Consider the following 15,901-nt stretch of genomic DNA (forward strand, 5'->3'; position numbering starts at 1 on the left):
GAATTCCGGGCTGTGGTGGTTCACTCAGGCGCCGACGTCCTCGCCGGGCTCGATCCCGAGCAGCGGACGGCGGTAACCGCGCCGGCCGGTCCGGTGTGCGTCCTGGCCGGCGCCGGCACGGGCAAGACCCGGGCGATCACCTCGCGCATCGCCCACCGGGTGCTCAGCGGTGAGATCTCCGCCCGGCACGTGCTCGCGGTCACGTTCACCGCCCGCGCCGCCGCCGAGATGCGCAGCCGACTCACCCAGCTCGGGGTGCCGGGTGTGCAGGCGCGCACCTTCCACGCCGCGGCGCTGCGCCAGGTGCGGTACTTCGCGCCCCGGCTGCTCGACGGCCGGGCCATGCCCGAGCTGCTGGACAGCAAGGTCCGGCTGGTCACCCTCGCCGCCGCCCGGGTCGGGCTGCGCACCGACCGGGCGGTCGCCCGGGACCTCGCCGGTGAGATCGAGTGGGCCAAGTCCTCGCTGGTCGAGCCCGGGGAGTACGTGGTGGCGGCCGCGAAGGCCCTGCGCGAGACCCCGCACGAGCCGGCGCGGGTGGCCGAGGTCTTCGCCGCGTACGAGAAGATCAAACGCGGCAACGGGGTGATCGACTTCGAGGACATGCTGCGGGCCGCCGTCTGGGGCATCGAGGAGCACGCCGACGTCGCCGAGCAGGTGCGCGCGCAGTACCGGCACTTCGTCGTCGACGAGTACCAGGACGTCAACCCCCTCCAACAGCGGCTGCTGGAGGCGTGGCTCGGTGGCCGGGACGACCTGACCGTCGTCGGCGACGCCAGCCAGACGATCTACTCCTTCACCGGCGCCACCTCGTCCTACCTGGTCGACTTTCCGCGCCGGCACCGCGGCGCCGTGGTGGTCCGGCTGGTCCGCGACTACCGGTCCACCCCTCAGGTGGTCGGCCTCGCCAACGCGGTGATCTCACAGGCGCGGGGCACCGAGGCCCGGTTGCGGCTGGAGCTGCGCGGGCAGCGCCCACCCGGCCCCGAACCGGAGCTGCGGATCTTCACCGACGAGCCGGCCGAGGCCAACGCCGTCGCCGCGCGCGCGAAGGCGCTCGTCGACGCGGGCACACCGGCTCGGGAGATCGCCGTGCTGTTCCGGACCAACGCGCAGTCCGAGGCGTACGAGAAGGCACTCACCGAGGCCGAGGTGCCGTACGTGGTGCAGGGGGCGGAACGCTTCTTCGAGCGCGCCGAGGTGCGGCAGGCCATGGTGGCGCTGCGTGCCGCCACGCGGTCCATCCCGGGCGAGACGCCGCTGCCGGCCGCCGTGGTCGAGGCACTGGCGGCGGTCGGCTGGGCGCCGGACGCCCCGCCGGCCGGTGGTGCCGCCCGCGAGCGCTGGGAGGCCCTCGCCGCGCTGGTGCAGCTCGCCGAGGAGTACGCGGCCACACCGACCGTCCTGCCGATCGGCGAGGCGGCGAGTGTGGAGCGCCCGGTGACCCTGGCCGACTTCACCGACGAGCTGCACCGGCGGGCCGCGCAGCAGCACGTGCCGACCGTGGAGGGCGTGACCCTGGCGTCCCTGCACTCGGCGAAGGGGCTGGAGTGGGACGCCGTCTTCCTGGTCGGGCTCTCCGAGGGCACCCTCCCCACCACGTACGCGAAGACCGTCGAGCAGGTCGAGGAGGAGCGCAGGCTGCTCTACGTCGGCGTCACGCGCGCCCGCGAGTGGCTCTGGCTGTCGTACGCCGCGGCGCGCTCGCCGGGCGGCCGGGCCCGCCGACCGTCTCGGTTCCTGCCCCAGCTCGACCGGTCGGGGGGCGCCGAGCGGGCGCGCGGCTCCGGCCCCGCGGCACGACCGGAACGCCGCCGCACGCAGATCGTCTCCTGCCGGATCTGCGGCGCCACCCTGCTCGCCGGGCCGGACCGCAAGCTGGGCCGCTGCGCCACCTGCCCCTCGGACATCGATGAGGAGCTGCACGAGCGGCTGCGCGAGTGGCGCCAGCGGGTGGCCGGCGCGCAGAAGGTTCCCGCGTACGTCGTCTTCACCGACGCCACGCTGACCGCGCTGGCCGAGCGGCGTCCGGGCCGGGCGGAGGAGTTGATCGCCATCGCCGGGATCGGGCCACGCAAACTCGGCCTTTACGGCGAGTCCGTACTCGCCCTGGTGGGGGGTGCGGCGGTCGACGACGTCTGCCCGGAGAAAACTTTCGAAATCTCGTCGTAAATTCGTTTGCCCTCGCCCCCGGGCGAGGAATAGCCTCAGGACACACCTCGCGAGCGGCGTCATTCGCGCTGCTCACGGGGGTCAGGTCCAGTCGATTCGAGGAACGTGAGGGAGGTGGCACCAATGGAGATCTTCACCTATGAGCGTCCGGCGGCGCTGTCTGCCGTCCGCGCTCCGCTGTCGGCTGTCCGGGTGGCCCTCGCCGCTCCACGACCGTCGGTTCCGCAGGTGCACCAGGTCCAGGTTCAGGCCGAGCTGACCCTGACCGTCGCGCCGAACGGTATCGAGGGGACCAGTGGCTTCACGGGCATGGGCGTCGGTGCTGCCAAGAAGCGCACGGATGTCCGCGGTGTTCCACCTCGAGGTAGACCGGTCTGACCACCAGACCACCGGCTCACCTCGAGGCCGCGGAACCCGCACACCGGGATCCGCGGCCTCAGTTTTTTTGCCCCGCCGAAGTAGTCGGAAACAGCGATCCACGAGATCGAAGTGAGAGAGAGGTGACCGGGAGATGAGTCTGGCCTTGGCCCCGCTCGACGTGAGCATCGAGCTGGAGGCGAACCTGCCCTGCCGGAAGTTCGACCCCGACCTGTGGTTCTCCGACTCGCCCACCGAGCTCGAGCTGGCCAAGTCGCTCTGCGGGGACTGCCCGCTGCGCGTCGAGTGCCTCGCCGGTGCGGTGGAGCGGGCCGAGCCCTGGGGCGTCTGGGGCGGCGAGATCTTCGAGCGTGGCGCGGTCGTTCCGCGCAAGCGGCCCCGTGGCCGTCCGCGCAAGGAGGACGTCGCCCGTGACGCCGCGCTGCGGGTCGAGGCCGAGGAGCGCCTGGCGGCCAGTGGGCTGTCCCAGGGGCGTAACGCGGTCCGGCTGGCGGCCTGACATGAACCCGATCCGCACCACCTACGCCGGCGTCAAGCCGGCAGCGAGTGAGAACACCATGCTGCACGTCCCGAACGGAGCCATCGAGATGCAACTACTCCACGAAGCGTTGTCCCGGGCTCGAATGCCCCGGCCTCAGGCCGGTCGCAGCACCACGAGCACTGAGGCAACCCGTTCCGCCCGTACCGTCGCGATGAACAGCCGCAACCAGGCGGCGCGCGACCTGGGCGTTCTCTGATCCCTACCGATGCGAGGGGCGGTCGGCCGAACGGCCGACCGCCCCTCGGCGTCCGCGGGTCCCGGCCCGGTCAGCCGACCGGTGCGAAACCGGGCAGCCAACGCTCCAGGATGCTCCGGTACGGCGCCTTCGCCTCCAACTGGCACAGCACCCCGATCGACCCCAGGGTCACCCGGTGGATGAGCAGGTACGACGCCGGCAGGTTGAGCTTGCGGCTCAGCTGGTACGTGGGGGAGCGGGGGCTGGCGAGTCGGGCCGCCTCGGCTCGCAGCCAGGCCCGGGTGAACCGGAACCCGTCGGCGGCGATGGGTTCGAGCATCGGCGCGAGGAACTCGAGCACGCCCTCGGCGTCGATCTCCTCGGTCGCCCCGATGAAACCCTCCGACCGCAGCCCCGCCACCACCTCCTCGGCGTCGCCGCGCAGGGCGAGCGCCGCGATGCGGCCGATCGGCTCCGGCGTGCCTTCCGGCATCCGCGCGACCGCGCCGAAGTCGATCACGCCGAGCCGGCCGTCGGGCAGGAGGCGGAAGTTGCCCGGGTGCGGGTCGGCGTGGAGCAGCCCGGCCCGCTGCGGCGCGGAGAGGTGCAGGGTGGCCATCAGTCGGCCCGCCTCGTCCCGCTGCTCCTCGCTGCCCTCGCGGATGATCTCGGCGAGTGGGGTCCCCTCGACCCATTCGGTGACGAGCACGCGGGGTGCGGAGGAGACCACCGCGGGGATGTAGATCTCGGGGTCGTCCGCGTACGCCTCGGCGAACGCGCGCTGCGACTCGGCCTCCAGCTCGTAGTCGAGCTCCTCGGTGATTCGTTCCCGCAGCTCGACCAGGAGCGGCTTGACGTCCAGTCCGGGCTGGATCGCCCGGAACATCCCGCCCAACCGGGAGAGCTGTTTGAGGTCGGCGAGCAGGGCGTCACCCGCGCCCGGGTACTGGATCTTGACGGCCACGTCCCGGTGGTGCGGCTCGCCCGACGGCCCGTAACCCGGGTCGCGCCAGACCGCCCGGTGCACCTGCCCGATGCTCGCCGCGGCGGACGGGCTGTCGTTGAACTCGACGAACCGGCCACGCCAGTCGGGGCCGAGCTGCTCGGCCAGCACCTTGTGCACACTCGCGACGGGCAGCGGCGGAGCGGCCTCCTGGAGCTTGGTCAGCGCCTGCCGGTAGGGCGCGGCGATCTCCTCGGGCAGTGCCGCCTCGAACACCGACAGCGCCTGCCCGAACTTCATCGCACCGCCCTTGAGCTGGCCCAGGACGCTGAAGAGCTGTTCCGCGGTGCGCTGCTGGATCTCCGCGGAGATCACGTCGGACGCGAGCCCGGTGACGCGCTTTCCCATGCCGAGGACGGTCCGCCCGGCGAAGCCGAGCGGCAGTGAGGCGAGCTTGGCGGTCCGGGACACGGCCCGGCGCGGGATGTCGGTCACCCGGTCATTGTTACCGACGCGGCGGTCCCGCGGCTGCTGAGCGGCCGGGCACCCGTCGTAAGGTCCGGACGGGAGGGCCGAGACCGCGCGCCGGAGGACACCCTGGCGGGCCCGGATGCGGCGCGAACCCGCCGCGCGGCCCGGCGCGAGGGATGGGCGGGCGCCGCGGTCCGTCGTTCGGCGGCGCCGGTGGGTGCCGCCGGTGCGTCGTTCAGCGGCGTCGGCGGGCGCAGCCGCAGGAGGGGTGCGGCGGCCAGCTCCGCCGGCGCACACGTCCCGGCCCGTCGATCTCGACCGCCCCGCCGACCGTCTCCGGGCTGCCCCCGTCGAGTTGCGCCAGCGCCTCCGCGGTCGCGAAACCGGCGGCGGCGAGCAGGGTCGCCGTGGCGCACGCCTCGTTCGGGCCGCCGCCGGCGAGCTGGGCCGCCAGCCGGGGCCAGTCCGGGTCGCGGTCGGTGCGGTGCAGGTCGACGCAGTTCAGGCACGGCCCAGATGGTGGCCGGACCAGTGGCCCGACCACCACCACCCCCTCCCGGACCGAGATCAGCAGATGCGGCTGGCGGCGCTGGGCGTACCCGGCCGCGATCAGGGCCGCCGGACGGTCCGTGCCGAGCTGGACCACCAGGTCGACCCGGCCGCGTCGCCCCGTGCCCGCGGTGCCGGGAGCGGCCCGGTCGACCGCCTCGCGGACCGCGGGGGCGAGGGGGCGGCCCACATCCGTGGCGGGGATGCCGCTGCCGACCAGGTCGGCGGGCTGCACCGTGCCGGTGAGTTCCGGCGTGACCTGGCCGACGCCGGCCTGGGCGAGCGCCAAAGCGACCGCCGCGCCGAGCCGTCCGGAGCCGGTGACCAGCACCCGGGCGGCGCGTCGTCGGCGGAGCACCTGCGCCGGGGTGGTCGGCAGCCGCGCGGCGGCGAGGGCCAGCGCGCCGGCCTCCGCCCCGAGGCGGGCCCGGGCCGGACCGGCGAGGTCGCGGGGGAGCAGCGTGTGCCGGGGTACAAGCAGGCCGGCGGCCCGGAGCGCGTCGATCAGGGTGCGGGCCTGCTCGACGCCGAGGTCGACGGCGGCCGGGTGGGCCAGGACACCCCGCTCGCTACGGGTGCCGTCGAGCAGGTCCAGGAGCCGGGCGGCACGCGGATCGGTGATCTCCAGCACGACGGCGCGCTCGGAACCGAGGCCGAGTTGGAGGGTGTGCCGGTCCCGCCACAGTCGGGTCAGGCCGGGCAGCAGGGTCGGGCGGGGCAACGGGGTCGGGCGGGGCAGCGGGGTGCGGGCCATGACAACGAATCGTGACCGTGTCAGTGCGGTGGGTGGGTCGTTGTCCACAGGTGCGCGGGTTTCTGTCCTGCGCTGTCCACAGGGAAACGCGTGTTGTCCACAACCGGCCGGTAACTACTGTCGGGCACGCGACAGTGAGCGGACCGTGACGACGAACGGGGGTGGGGTGGCCGACGGCCACCCCACCCCCGTTCGGTCGCGGTCCGTCAGACCTTGGCCTTGCCGAGAATGCGGTTCACTGTTGTGCCGCACACCGGACACTTGCCCTTGGCCATGTTCATCCCGGTCTTCGAGACCTCGACGTGCCCCTCGAAGTCCCGCTTCTCCTTGCACTTCACGCAGTAACCGTTGTAGGTCTGGGCCTGGTCGGCCACGGTGCCCTCCTCGTCTCGTCCGCCGGCTATGCCGTCCCGGCGGTCCTCCCGGCGGCGGGCCACGCGGGGCGCCGGCGCTGGGTCTTTCTCCTCGGCCATCCAGTGGCCGCTGGTCCGCGGACCCTACCCAGGTGTGGGCGGTTCCATGTCAGCTGTGCATCGACACTGTGAGGAAGCCGACGACGAGAGTGTGCACGGCGAAGAACGTCGGATAAGTCAGTTTGGCGGGGACACGCCGACTGAATCCGCTCAGATGACCCGCCAGGGGGTCCCCCGACGACGGACGCGTGGATTGATCACCTAACGTGGAGGGGGTGCCGTCGCGCCGCAGGTGACGTCCCGGCGGCCCGCCACGAAGGGTGACGGTGACGCTTCGCGGTGATCGGCAAGAAAATTTTCGGGACTCCTGGCGACCAATCACCATCTTCCGGGCGCGTGTCGCGGGGTTGACCCTTCCGACCCCTGGTCACTACGCAGTAACTTTCCCTCGTGGCAGCAAACCGAGGCTGCGCGGGTCTGTGATGGCAGGCGTGCGCAAGCCGGTTGTCGAGGTGCGGCGCAGCCAGCGCCGGCGACGCACGGTGTCCGCGTACCGCGACGGTGAGCGTGTCGTCGTCCTGATCCCCGACCAGTTCTCCCGGGCCGAGGAGAGCGAGTGGGTCGACCGCATGTTGGCCCGGCTCGCGGCCCGGGAGGGGCGCCTGGGCCGCTCCGACGCCGAGCTGCTCGCCCGCGCCACCCGGTTGATCACCGCCCACCTCGCCGAGTACGGCGCCCAGGCCGTTCCGGCCAGCGTCCGCTGGGTGACCAACCAGAACGGCCGCTGGGGCTCCTGCACTCCCGCCGACCGGACCATCCGCATCTCGCACCGCGTCCAGGAGATGCCGGACTGGGTGATCGACTACGTGCTCCTGCACGAGCTCGCCCACCTCATCGTGCCCAGTCACAACAGCGCGTTCTGGGCGTTGGTCGGCCGCTATCCGAAGGCCGAGCGCGCCCGCGGCTACCTGGAGGGTGTCGCGGCGGCGGCCTGCGTGCCGGCCCTCACCGACTGAACGACTAGGGTCGGGGCGTGGTGCGGCGCGTGGTGGTGGCCCTGCTCGGCCCGGTGGCGTGGACTCCGCCCGGTGTCGATCCGGAGCGGTGGCGCACGGCGCTCGCCGAGGACACCGTCGACCTGCTCGCCACCCTGAACGAGGTCGACACGGCCGTGGCGGTCACCCCGGCGGACCGCTGGCTCGCCGACGCCGTGACCTGGCCGGACACGGCTGTCCACGAGGTCACCGAGTCGACGCCCAACGCGGTGTTCGCGGCCCTGAGCGGCTACGAGCAGGCGGCGGTGGTCGCCCCCGACGCCCCCGACCTGCCCGGCCTCACCATCGGCAAGCTGCTCCGGCCGCTGACCAGCCGACCGGCCGCGGTGGCCCCGGCCGAGAACGGCCCCGGCCTACTGGGCGTAGCGGTACGGCTGCCCGTCCCCGACTGGCTGCCGACGCTGGACCTGGACCGTTCGCTGCCGGCGGCGGTCCGGGCCGCGGCGCCGCAACCCGGCGACCTGGCCGTCACTCCGGCCTGGCGGCGGCTGCGCGGCCCGGCCGACCTGGCCACTCTCGACCCCGCCCTGGAGGGCTGGGAGGCCACCCGCGCCCTGCTCTCCGGCGACTGAGCGGGCGGCCGGCGACTCCCGTCCGACCAGCGGATCAGCTGGTGGATCCGTGGTCGGCGGGGCCCGACGGATGGAGAGAGATCCCCGGCCGGCGTCGCCAGCGCGACACCGGCCGGGGAACGGCGGTTCAGGGCCGCTTGTCGTCGTCGGTGCCGTCGTCCGGCCGGCGCTCCGGCTCGCCGGGCGCCTGCTCCTCAGGGCCGCCGGGGGCGCTGAAGTCGAACCCCTCCAGCTCACTCAGGTCGAACTCGGACATCGCGAACGCGACCGGGTCGGCGAAGTCGTCCTCGGAGGGGAGCAGGTCGGGGTGGCCCCAGAGCGCGTCACGCCCGGAGATGCCGCGGTGCTCGGTGAGCGCCGCCCACAGCGCGGCCGCCTCGCGCAGCCGGCGCGGGCGCAGCTCCAGACCGACCAGAGCGGCGAAGGTCTGCTCCGCCGGGCCGCCGGCGGCCCGGCGGCGACGGAACGCCTCGGCCAGCCGGACCACGTTCGGCAGCCGGCCCGAGGCCGCGCTGTCCACGACGTGGCAGACCCACCCCTCGACCAGCGCCAGCGCGGTCTCCAGCCGGGCGAGCGACGCCTTCTGGGCCGGGCTGTCCTCCGGGGTGAAGATGCCCTCCAACGCGATCGCCTGCATCGACTCGGGATCGGTCGGGTCGACCCGACCCATCGCCTCCTCGATCGCCTCCCGGTTGACCCGGATGCCCGAGGCGTACATCTCGACGGCGCTGAGCACGTGCCCGCGCAGCCACGGGACGTGCTGGAAGAGCCGCTGGTGGGCGGCCTCACGCAGGGCCACGTAGAGGCGGACCTCGTCCTCCGGCAGCTCCAGACCCTCGCCGTACGCCTTGATGTTGGCCGGGATGAGCGCCGCCGTGCCGGCCGGGCCGAGCGGCAGCCCGATGTCGCCGGCGGAGAGCACCTCGGCGGCGAGCGAGCCGAGCGCCTGGCCGAGCTGGCCGCCGAAGAGCGCCCCGCCGAGGGTGGCCACCATCGACTGCATCGGACCGAGCTGGGCGCGGGCCTCCGGCGGCACCAGGTCGCCCATGGCGCCGACCATGCGGCTGGCCACCGGGTCGCAGAGCTTGCGCCAGACGTCCAGGGTCTTGTAGATCCACTCGTTCCGGTTCCAGGCCACCGAGGTCTGGATGCCGGACGGCAGGGCGGAGGCCGGCTCCAGCCAGAGATCCGCCAGGCGGAGCGCCTCCTCCACCGCGTTGCGCTCGTAGGGCGACACCGCCGGGTCGCCCGCGGCCGCGAGTTGGCTCGCCGCCACCTGCCGCGCCAGGTCCCAGTTGACCGGCCCGCTGCCCGACGTGGAGAGCAGGTGCTGCAACTGCGACATGAACTGCTGCATCTGCGCGGGATCGTTGGGGTCTGGTGGCTGCCCACCCGGAAGCGCGAAACCGAACGGAATATCAGGCACGACGTCTACGGTACGCGCGCCACGCCCCAGGTCGCGCCGCTGGCGTTGCGCTGAGGGCGAAGTCGTTCCCGCGGGTCGCCGAGGCGCTCCGGACCGATCGGTACGCTCAGCCGCATGAGACGTCGCGGCCTGACCGTCCTGCTCGGTGCCCTGCTCACCGCCCTGCTCAGCATCGGGGTGCTCGGCACACCGATTCCGTACGTGGTGCTCGGTCCGGGCCCGACTGTCAACACGCTGGGCAGCGAGAACGGCAAGGAGGTCATCCAGGTCTCCGGCCGGGAGACCTCGACCTCGGCGGGTCAGCTGCGGCTCACCACGGTCGGCGTGCAGCCCACGGTCAAGCTCCGCTCGGCGATCGTCGGCTGGTTCTCGCGGGACGAGGCGGTCGTGCCCCGGGAACTGGTCTACCCGCCGGGCGAGTCGCAGGAACAGGTCGAGCAGCGCAACGCCGAGGACTTCGCCGCCTCGCAGACCAGCGCGGAGACCGCCGCACTGCGCGAGTTGGGCTTCCCGGTCAAGGTGGTCGTCAAGACGGTGGCCGGGGACGGCCCGGCCAACGGGGTGCTCAAGCCGGGTGACCAGCTGACCTCGGTCGACGGCCAGCCGGTGCCGGTCGCCGCCCGGCTCACCGAACTGATCCGGGCCAAGCCGGCCGGCACGGCGCTGACCATCGGCTACACGCGGGCCGGCGCGCCGGCCACCGCGCAGGTCACCAGCCGTGAGCAGGACGGCCGGCCGCGGATCGGTGTCGAGATCGAGCAGCAGCAGCCGCACCCGTTCAACCTGAACATCGACCTGGAGGACATCGGCGGTCCCAGCGCCGGCCTGATGTTCGCCCTCGGCATCATCGACAAGCTGACCCCCGCCGACCTGACCGGCGGCATGGTGATCGCCGGCACCGGCACCATCGACGACGAGGGGACGGTCGGCCCGATCGGCGGCATCCCGCAGAAGCTGGTCGGCGCCAAGCGTGCCGGGGCCAAGGTGTTCCTCGTGCCGGCGGACAACTGCGCGGAGGCCGTCCGCAACCCGCAGCCCGACCTGCCGCTGATCAAGGTCGGGTCGCTGGACGAGGCGCTGGGCGCACTCGAGACGCTGCGGGCGGGAGGCCAGCCGACCCGCTGCTGACCCCGCCACGGCGCTGCCGGCGGTCCGCCACGGTCCCGCCGAATTTCCGTCGACGGGCCGCCGTCGGCAGCTCGGCGTGACCGTGGGACGCCACGCTCAGGAACACCCCGTACTCTGGTTGCCTGGTCGGAGCCGATCACATCGAGCGTGCGGAGCCAACAGTGGTCATGCGTAGCAGCAGCCCCCTGCCGAGAATGAGCCGGCGCGGACGCGTCACGATCGCTGTCCTGGTCGGCGTGTTCGTGCTGTTCACGCTGCTCGGGTGGGGCGTACAGGCCTGGACGGACTGGCTCTGGTTCGACGAGGTCGACTACACCCAGGTCTTCACCGGCGTGCTCGTCACCCGGCTGCTGCTCTTCCTCGCCGTCGGCCTGGCCATGGCGCTGGTGGTCGGTGGCAACCTCTGGCTGGCCCACCGGCTGCGTCCGCGGCTGCGTCCGCACTCGGTCGAGCAGGCCACGCTGGAGCGTTACCGGATGGCGCTGAGCCCGCGGCTGGGCACCTGGATCGCGGTGGTCGCCGGGGTCGTGGGCCTCTTCGCCGGGCTCTCCGCGCAGAGCCGGTGGAACCAGTGGCTGCTCTTCCGCAACGGCGGGAACTTCGGCGTCAAGGACCCGGAGTTCGGAGTCGACGTCGGCTTCTACGTCTTCCAGCTGCCGTTCTGGCGCTACCTGCTCGGCGTCGGTTTCACCGCGGTGGTGCTGGCCGTGGTCGGGGCGCTGGCCGTGCACTATCTCTTCGGCGGGGTGCGGTTGCAGGGTGTCGGCGACCGGATGACCAACGCGGCCCGGGCCCACCTGAGCACGCTGGTCGCGGTGTTCGTCGGGCTCAAGGCCATCGCGTACGTGCTGGACCGGCGGGCGATGCTGCTGGAGTACAACGAGGGCGCCAAGCTCTACGGCGCCGGCTACGCCGACGTCAACGCGCTGCTGCCGGCGAAGGAGATCCTGGCGTACATCTCGATCGTCGTGGCGGTCGCGATCATCATCTTCTCCAACGCGTGGATGCGGAACCTGGTCTGGCCGGGCATCTCGCTGGCCCTGCTGGGCGTCTCCGCGGTCGCGATCGGCGGCATCTACCCCTGGGCGGTGCAGACCTTCGAGGTCAAGCCGAGCGCCAAGGAGAAGGAAGCGCCGTACATCCAGCGCAGCATCGACGCGACCCGGACGGCCTTCGGGCTGGCGGGCACGAAGACCACGGCGTACGCGGCGGACAACCTCACACCACCGGCGAGCCTGGCCACCGACACCTCGGTCGTGCCGAACGTCCGGCTGCTCGACCCGCAGCTGGTCAGCGAGACGTACACCCAGCTCCAGCAGGTCCGGGGCTTCTACGACTTCGGCCCGAAGCTGGACATCGACCGCTACGGGGTGAACGGCAAGACCTCCGACTACGTGGTCGGCGTCCGGGAGATCAACTACGGCGAGCTGACCGACCAGCAGAACACCTGGATCAACCGCCACACCGTGTACACGCACGGTTACGGGCTGGTGGCGGCCCCCGCCAACCAGGTCGTCTGCGGCGGCCAGCCGTTCTTCGTCTCCGGCTTCCTCGGCGAGAAGACGCAGGAGGCCTGCTCCTCGCAGACCGAGCAGATCCCGGCGACCCAGCCGCGGATCTACTACGGCGAGCGGATGGAGGACGGCGACTACGCGATCGTCGGTCAGACCGACCCGAACAAGAAGGCCGAGTTCGACCGGCCGGTCGGCGAGGGCGGCGGCGAGTCGTACACCTACACCGGTGAGGGTGGCGTCTCGATCGGCTCGTTCCCCCGCCGGCTGCTCTACGCGATCAAGGAGCAGGAGTCGAACTTCCTGCTGTCCGGCGCGGTCAACGAGAACTCGAAGCTGCTCTACGTCCGCAACCCGCGGGACCGGGTGGAGAAGGTCGCGCCGTTCCTCACGCTCGACGGTGACCCGTACCCGGCGGTGGTGGGCGGCCGCGTGCAGTGGATCGTCGACGGCTACACGACGGCGGCGACCTACCCCTACGCCGAGCGGGTCAACCTGCGCGAGGAGACCACCGACGAGCTGACCGGCCGGGGCACGTTCCAGCTCGCCCGGGAGAACGTGAACTACATCCGCAACTCGGTCAAGGCCACCGTCGACGCGTACGACGGAACGGTCCGGCTCTACGAGTTCGACGAGAACGACCCGGTGCTGAAGGCCTGGAACAAGGCGTTCGGCGGTGACCTGGTGCTGCCGAAGAAGGACATCCCCGCCGAGTTGGCCGAGCACTTCCGCTACCCGGCCGACCTGTTCAAGGTGCAGCGCAACCTGCTCACCAAGTTCCACGTGACCAACCCCGGCGACTTCTACTCGGCGCAGGACTTCTGGCAGGTGCCGAACGTGCCGGACGCCCCCGACAGCGGCCAGAAGCAGCCGCCGTACTACCTGTTCACCGAGTTCCCGGGGCAGGAGGGGCCGCGCTTCCAGCTCACCTCGGCGGTGACGCCGAACGGGCGGCAGAATCTCGCCGCGTTGATCTCCGGGTCGTACGTCGACGGGCAGCCGAAGCTGGAGGTGCTGGAGCTGCCCGACCAGACCGCGATCTCCGGCCCGGTGCAGGTGCACCAGCGGATGACGAACACCAACACCAACATCCGGCAGCAGCTGAACCTGCTCTCCTCCAACCAGGCGCAGGTGCAGTACGGCAACCTGCTCTCGCTGCCCTTCGGCAACGGCATGCTCTACGTCGAGCCGGTCTACGTGAAGAGCAACCAGCAGGACGCGTACCCGCTGCTGCAGAAGGTGCTGATGTCGTACGGCGACGGCGGCTCGTACGTCGCGCTGGCCGACAACATCTCCGACGGCATCAAGCAGCTCGCCGAGCAGGGCAAGCGTGCCGGGCAGCAGCCGGGCACCAACACCCCGCCGCCCCCCACGGGCGGCAACCCGCCGCCCCCGCCCACCGGCGGCGACGAACCGCCGCTGACCGGCGAGCTGGCCGCCGCGGCGGACCGGGTGCAGACCGCGATCACCGAGGTCCGGGCCGCGCAGGCGTCCGGTGACTTCGAGCGGTACGGGCGGGCGCTCAAGGCGCTGGACGAGGCGCTGACCGCCTTCCAGCAGGCTCAGGGGCAGGCCACGCCCACCTCGGGTGGCAGCCCGGCCCCGAGCGGCAGCCCCTCGCCGTCGTCGAGCGGCAGCCCGCCCGTCGGGTCGGGCGGCTGACCCGCCGCAACCCGGACAGCTCTCGGAGCCCTCGTCGTCGGACCGCACCCGGTCCTGACGACGGGGGCTCCACCACGTCCGGCCCCCGTCTGTCGCCCTTCCGACCAGGCCGAACAGCCCGCAACCTCGGACGCCGGTGCGTCGTCCTTCCTGCAACTGGGCGGACGAGGGGGAACAGTGGTGAGGGACGCGCAGAGCTTCGACGAGTTCTACCGCAGCACCGCCCGGCGGATGCTGCGTTACGGCTACGCGGTCACCGGCGAGCACACCGAGGCGCAGGATCTCGTGCAGGAGGCGTACGCCCGGGCCTGGCGGCAGTGGGGCACGCTCTCGGCGCACCCGGCGCCGGAGGCGTGGCTGCGACTGGTGGTCGCCCGGCTGGCGACCGACCGGTGGCGACGCCTGCACCGCTGGCGGGGGGTGCTGAGCCGGACCGGACCACCGGCCACCACGCCGCCGCCGAGCGAGGACGGTGTGCTGCTCGTCCGCGCGCTGCGGCAGCTGCCGAGCGCTCAGCGGCAGGCCCTGGCCCTGCACTACCTCTTCGACATGCCGGTGGAGGAGATCGCCCTGGAGACCGGGGTCGCCGTCGGCACCGTGAAGTCCTGGCTGTCCCGGGGCCGCGCCCGGCTCGCCGCCCTACTGCCCGACCTCTCCACCGTGGAGCTGGAGGCGAACGATGTCAGCTGAACTCTCCGACCTCTACCGGTCGATCACCGCCACCGCCGACGGCCAGGAACTGGCCCACCCCGAGGTGGTCCGGCGACGCGCCGACCGTCGGGCCCGCGTCCGGGCCACCGGTAGCGCGCTCGCGGTGGCGTTGCTGCTGGGCGGGGTGGCCACCGGCGGCCGGCTGGTGTTCTCGGCCGAGGAACCCGCGCCGCTGCCGCCGCCCGCCGACACCCCCGGCCCGGTGCCGACCGGCCCGACGCCCAGCCCGTCCGCGTCGCCGTCGGCGCCGACGTCCGGGCCGAGCACGCCGACGGCCGTGCCGCCGGTGGTACCGACCACCGCCGAGCCGATCCGCCGGCGGCCCACCTCGATCCCCGACCGCGCCTTCTTCGTCCTCGCGCCGGCGAACCGGACGGGCCTGGAGACGGCGCTCGCGACGCCGCTGCTGCCGGCGCTCTGCGCGGCCCGCTATCCCAGCGAGTCGGCCGTGGTGCAGCGCCGCGCGCGCAACCTGGCCTACAAGCTGGCGAACACGCCACCCGGGAGCGTGCCGGACGGCAGCTACCTGCACAGCATCACCATCTACCGACCGGGTCGCGCCGACGACGTCCTGCGGGAGCTGCGGCAGGCCGTCCGCTCCTGTCCCCGGCAGGGGCCCGACGAGACCGGGGTGACCTGGCGGCAGCGGCTGCTGGACCCGGGGGAGTACGGGGACGAGTCGGTGCTCTTCGAGATGCGGGCGCCGTACCCCGAGGGCACGGGTGAACCGGGTGAGGAGCAGGTCCGGTTGGTTCGGGCGGTGCGGATCGGCGACGTGGTGACGGTGCTGTGGGAGCAGGGCTGGGAGAACACCTCCGCCGAGCGTGCCCAGGTCGATGCCGACAGCCGGCGGGCGGTGCGGGCGGTCGAGGACTGGCTCGACTGACGTCGACCCAGGTCACCGGGGTCGGCGGCGGTGGGACGGACGGTCGTTTTGCGGTGCCCCGGGTCGGTGCGCTACGGTTGACGGACCGACGCGGGGTGGAGCAGCTCGGTAGCTCGCTGGGCTCATAACCCAGAGGTCGCAGGTTCAAATCCTGTCCCCGCTACGAGAGAAACACCAGGTGAGGGCCCGTTCCCCAGTGCAGGGGGCGGGCCCTTCGCCATCGATGGCGCCGCCACTGTGGACCCTTCGCGTGCCCGTGCCCGTGCCCGTGCCCGTGCCCGTGCCCGGCCTGGGCGCGGGCGCCGTCGGTGCCGGTGTGTGCCCCCGGCTCCGGGCCCTCCCACCCGCCCTGGCGCCGGTCGCCGCCGAATCGGAGGCCCCGCGATCATCGTCGCCGGGGATGGGGTAGAGTTAAGGAACCGACGCGGGGTGGAGCAGCTCGGTAGCTCGCTGGGCTCATAACCCAGAGGTCGCAGGTTCAAATCCTGTCCCCGCTACGAGAGAGAAGAACCCGGGCCCGGGAAACCGGCCCGGGTTCTTCGGTTTCCGGGGCG

At 72.6% G+C, this 15,901-nt stretch carries 14 protein-coding genes and 2 tRNA genes; 12 read left to right on the plus strand and 4 right to left on the minus strand.

The genetic code is table 11. From position 1 onward, the window contains the following. Positions 1-12: 12 nt before the first annotated feature. From GA0070620_RS26580 to GA0070620_RS26595, 4 genes are all read left to right on the plus strand, one after another. Entirely contained in the window at positions 13-2,172 is a 2,160-nt protein-coding gene (locus GA0070620_RS26580) for an ATP-dependent DNA helicase UvrD2 (RefSeq protein ID WP_091595304.1), read from the plus strand. A gap of 123 nt (positions 2,173-2,295) precedes the next feature. Further along, positions 2,296-2,550, plus strand: a complete 255-nt coding sequence (locus GA0070620_RS26585; RefSeq protein WP_091595306.1) for a hypothetical protein — start codon at positions 2,296-2,298, stop codon at positions 2,548-2,550. A gap of 133 nt (positions 2,551-2,683) precedes the next feature. Beyond that, the gene (locus tag GA0070620_RS26590) at positions 2,684-3,049 is read left to right on the plus strand and encodes a WhiB family transcriptional regulator (RefSeq protein ID WP_091595308.1); all 366 of its coding nucleotides are present in this window, start codon (positions 2,684-2,686) and stop codon (positions 3,047-3,049) included. Position 3,050: 1 nt separating this feature from the next. Continuing rightward, the gene (locus tag GA0070620_RS26595) at positions 3,051-3,287 is read left to right on the plus strand and encodes a hypothetical protein (protein WP_091595310.1); all 237 of its coding nucleotides are present in this window, start codon (positions 3,051-3,053) and stop codon (positions 3,285-3,287) included. A 70-nt stretch (positions 3,288-3,357) separates the two neighbouring features. On the opposite strand, the gene GA0070620_RS26600 is transcribed toward GA0070620_RS26595, so the two are convergent. The 3 genes from GA0070620_RS26600 to GA0070620_RS33815 all read right to left on the minus strand — a co-directional run bounded on the left by GA0070620_RS26600 (position 3,358) and on the right by GA0070620_RS33815 (position 6,357). Continuing rightward, entirely contained in the window at positions 3,358-4,704 is a 1,347-nt protein-coding gene (locus GA0070620_RS26600; protein WP_091595312.1) for an ABC1 kinase family protein, read from the minus strand. A gap of 211 nt (positions 4,705-4,915) precedes the next feature. Next, a complete protein-coding gene (locus GA0070620_RS26605) occupies positions 4,916-5,983 on the minus strand; it encodes a TOMM precursor leader peptide-binding protein (RefSeq protein WP_091595314.1) in 1,068 nt (355 codons plus the stop codon). A 206-nt stretch (positions 5,984-6,189) separates the two neighbouring features. Further along, positions 6,190-6,357 carry a DUF5679 domain-containing protein gene (locus GA0070620_RS33815; RefSeq protein WP_007464795.1) on the minus strand — a complete coding sequence of 56 codons (168 nt, stop codon included), beginning with the start codon at positions 6,355-6,357 and terminating at the stop codon, positions 6,190-6,192. A 521-nt stretch (positions 6,358-6,878) separates the two neighbouring features. On the opposite strand from GA0070620_RS33815, the gene GA0070620_RS26615 reads away from it, so the two are divergent. Further along, entirely contained in the window at positions 6,879-7,412 is a 534-nt protein-coding gene (locus tag GA0070620_RS26615) for a M48 metallopeptidase family protein (protein ID WP_091595318.1), read from the plus strand. A gap of 17 nt (positions 7,413-7,429) precedes the next feature. Next, entirely contained in the window at positions 7,430-8,023 is a 594-nt protein-coding gene (locus tag GA0070620_RS26620; RefSeq protein ID WP_091595320.1) for a hypothetical protein, read from the plus strand. A 127-nt stretch (positions 8,024-8,150) separates the two neighbouring features. Here GA0070620_RS26620 and GA0070620_RS26625 read toward each other — a convergent pair whose 3' ends face one another. Then, a complete protein-coding gene (locus GA0070620_RS26625) occupies positions 8,151-9,380 on the minus strand; it encodes a zinc-dependent metalloprotease (RefSeq protein WP_091595322.1) in 1,230 nt (409 codons plus the stop codon). 183 nt (positions 9,381-9,563) lie between these two features. Between GA0070620_RS26625 and GA0070620_RS26630 the strand changes: the two genes are divergently transcribed. The 6 genes from GA0070620_RS26630 (at position 9,564) to GA0070620_RS26655 (ending at position 15,844) form a co-directional block, all read left to right on the plus strand. Further along, positions 9,564-10,577, plus strand: a complete 1,014-nt coding sequence (locus GA0070620_RS26630; RefSeq protein WP_091595324.1) for a YlbL family protein — start codon at positions 9,564-9,566, stop codon at positions 10,575-10,577. A 167-nt stretch (positions 10,578-10,744) separates the two neighbouring features. Beyond that, positions 10,745-13,750 (plus strand): UPF0182 family membrane protein, encoded by a 3,006-nt coding sequence (locus GA0070620_RS26635; RefSeq protein WP_091595326.1) that lies wholly within the window; start codon positions 10,745-10,747, stop codon positions 13,748-13,750. Positions 13,751-13,930: 180 nt separating this feature from the next. Further along, positions 13,931-14,440 (plus strand): SigE family RNA polymerase sigma factor, encoded by a 510-nt coding sequence (locus GA0070620_RS26640; protein ID WP_091595328.1) that lies wholly within the window; start codon positions 13,931-13,933, stop codon positions 14,438-14,440. After that, positions 14,430-15,347 (plus strand): hypothetical protein, encoded by a 918-nt coding sequence (locus tag GA0070620_RS26645; RefSeq protein WP_091595330.1) that lies wholly within the window; start codon positions 14,430-14,432, stop codon positions 15,345-15,347. The genes GA0070620_RS26640 and GA0070620_RS26645 overlap by 11 nt, the downstream gene beginning before the upstream one ends. Before the next feature lie 89 nt (positions 15,348-15,436). Beyond that, positions 15,437-15,510: transfer RNA gene (locus GA0070620_RS26650), tRNA-Met, on the plus strand. Positions 15,511-15,770: 260 nt separating this feature from the next. Continuing rightward, positions 15,771-15,844, plus strand: a tRNA-Met gene (locus GA0070620_RS26655). Positions 15,845-15,901 lie beyond the last annotated feature (57 nt).

This window comes from Micromonospora krabiensis, assembly GCF_900091425.1.
Lineage (GTDB): Bacteria > Actinomycetota > Actinomycetes > Mycobacteriales > Micromonosporaceae > Micromonospora > Micromonospora krabiensis.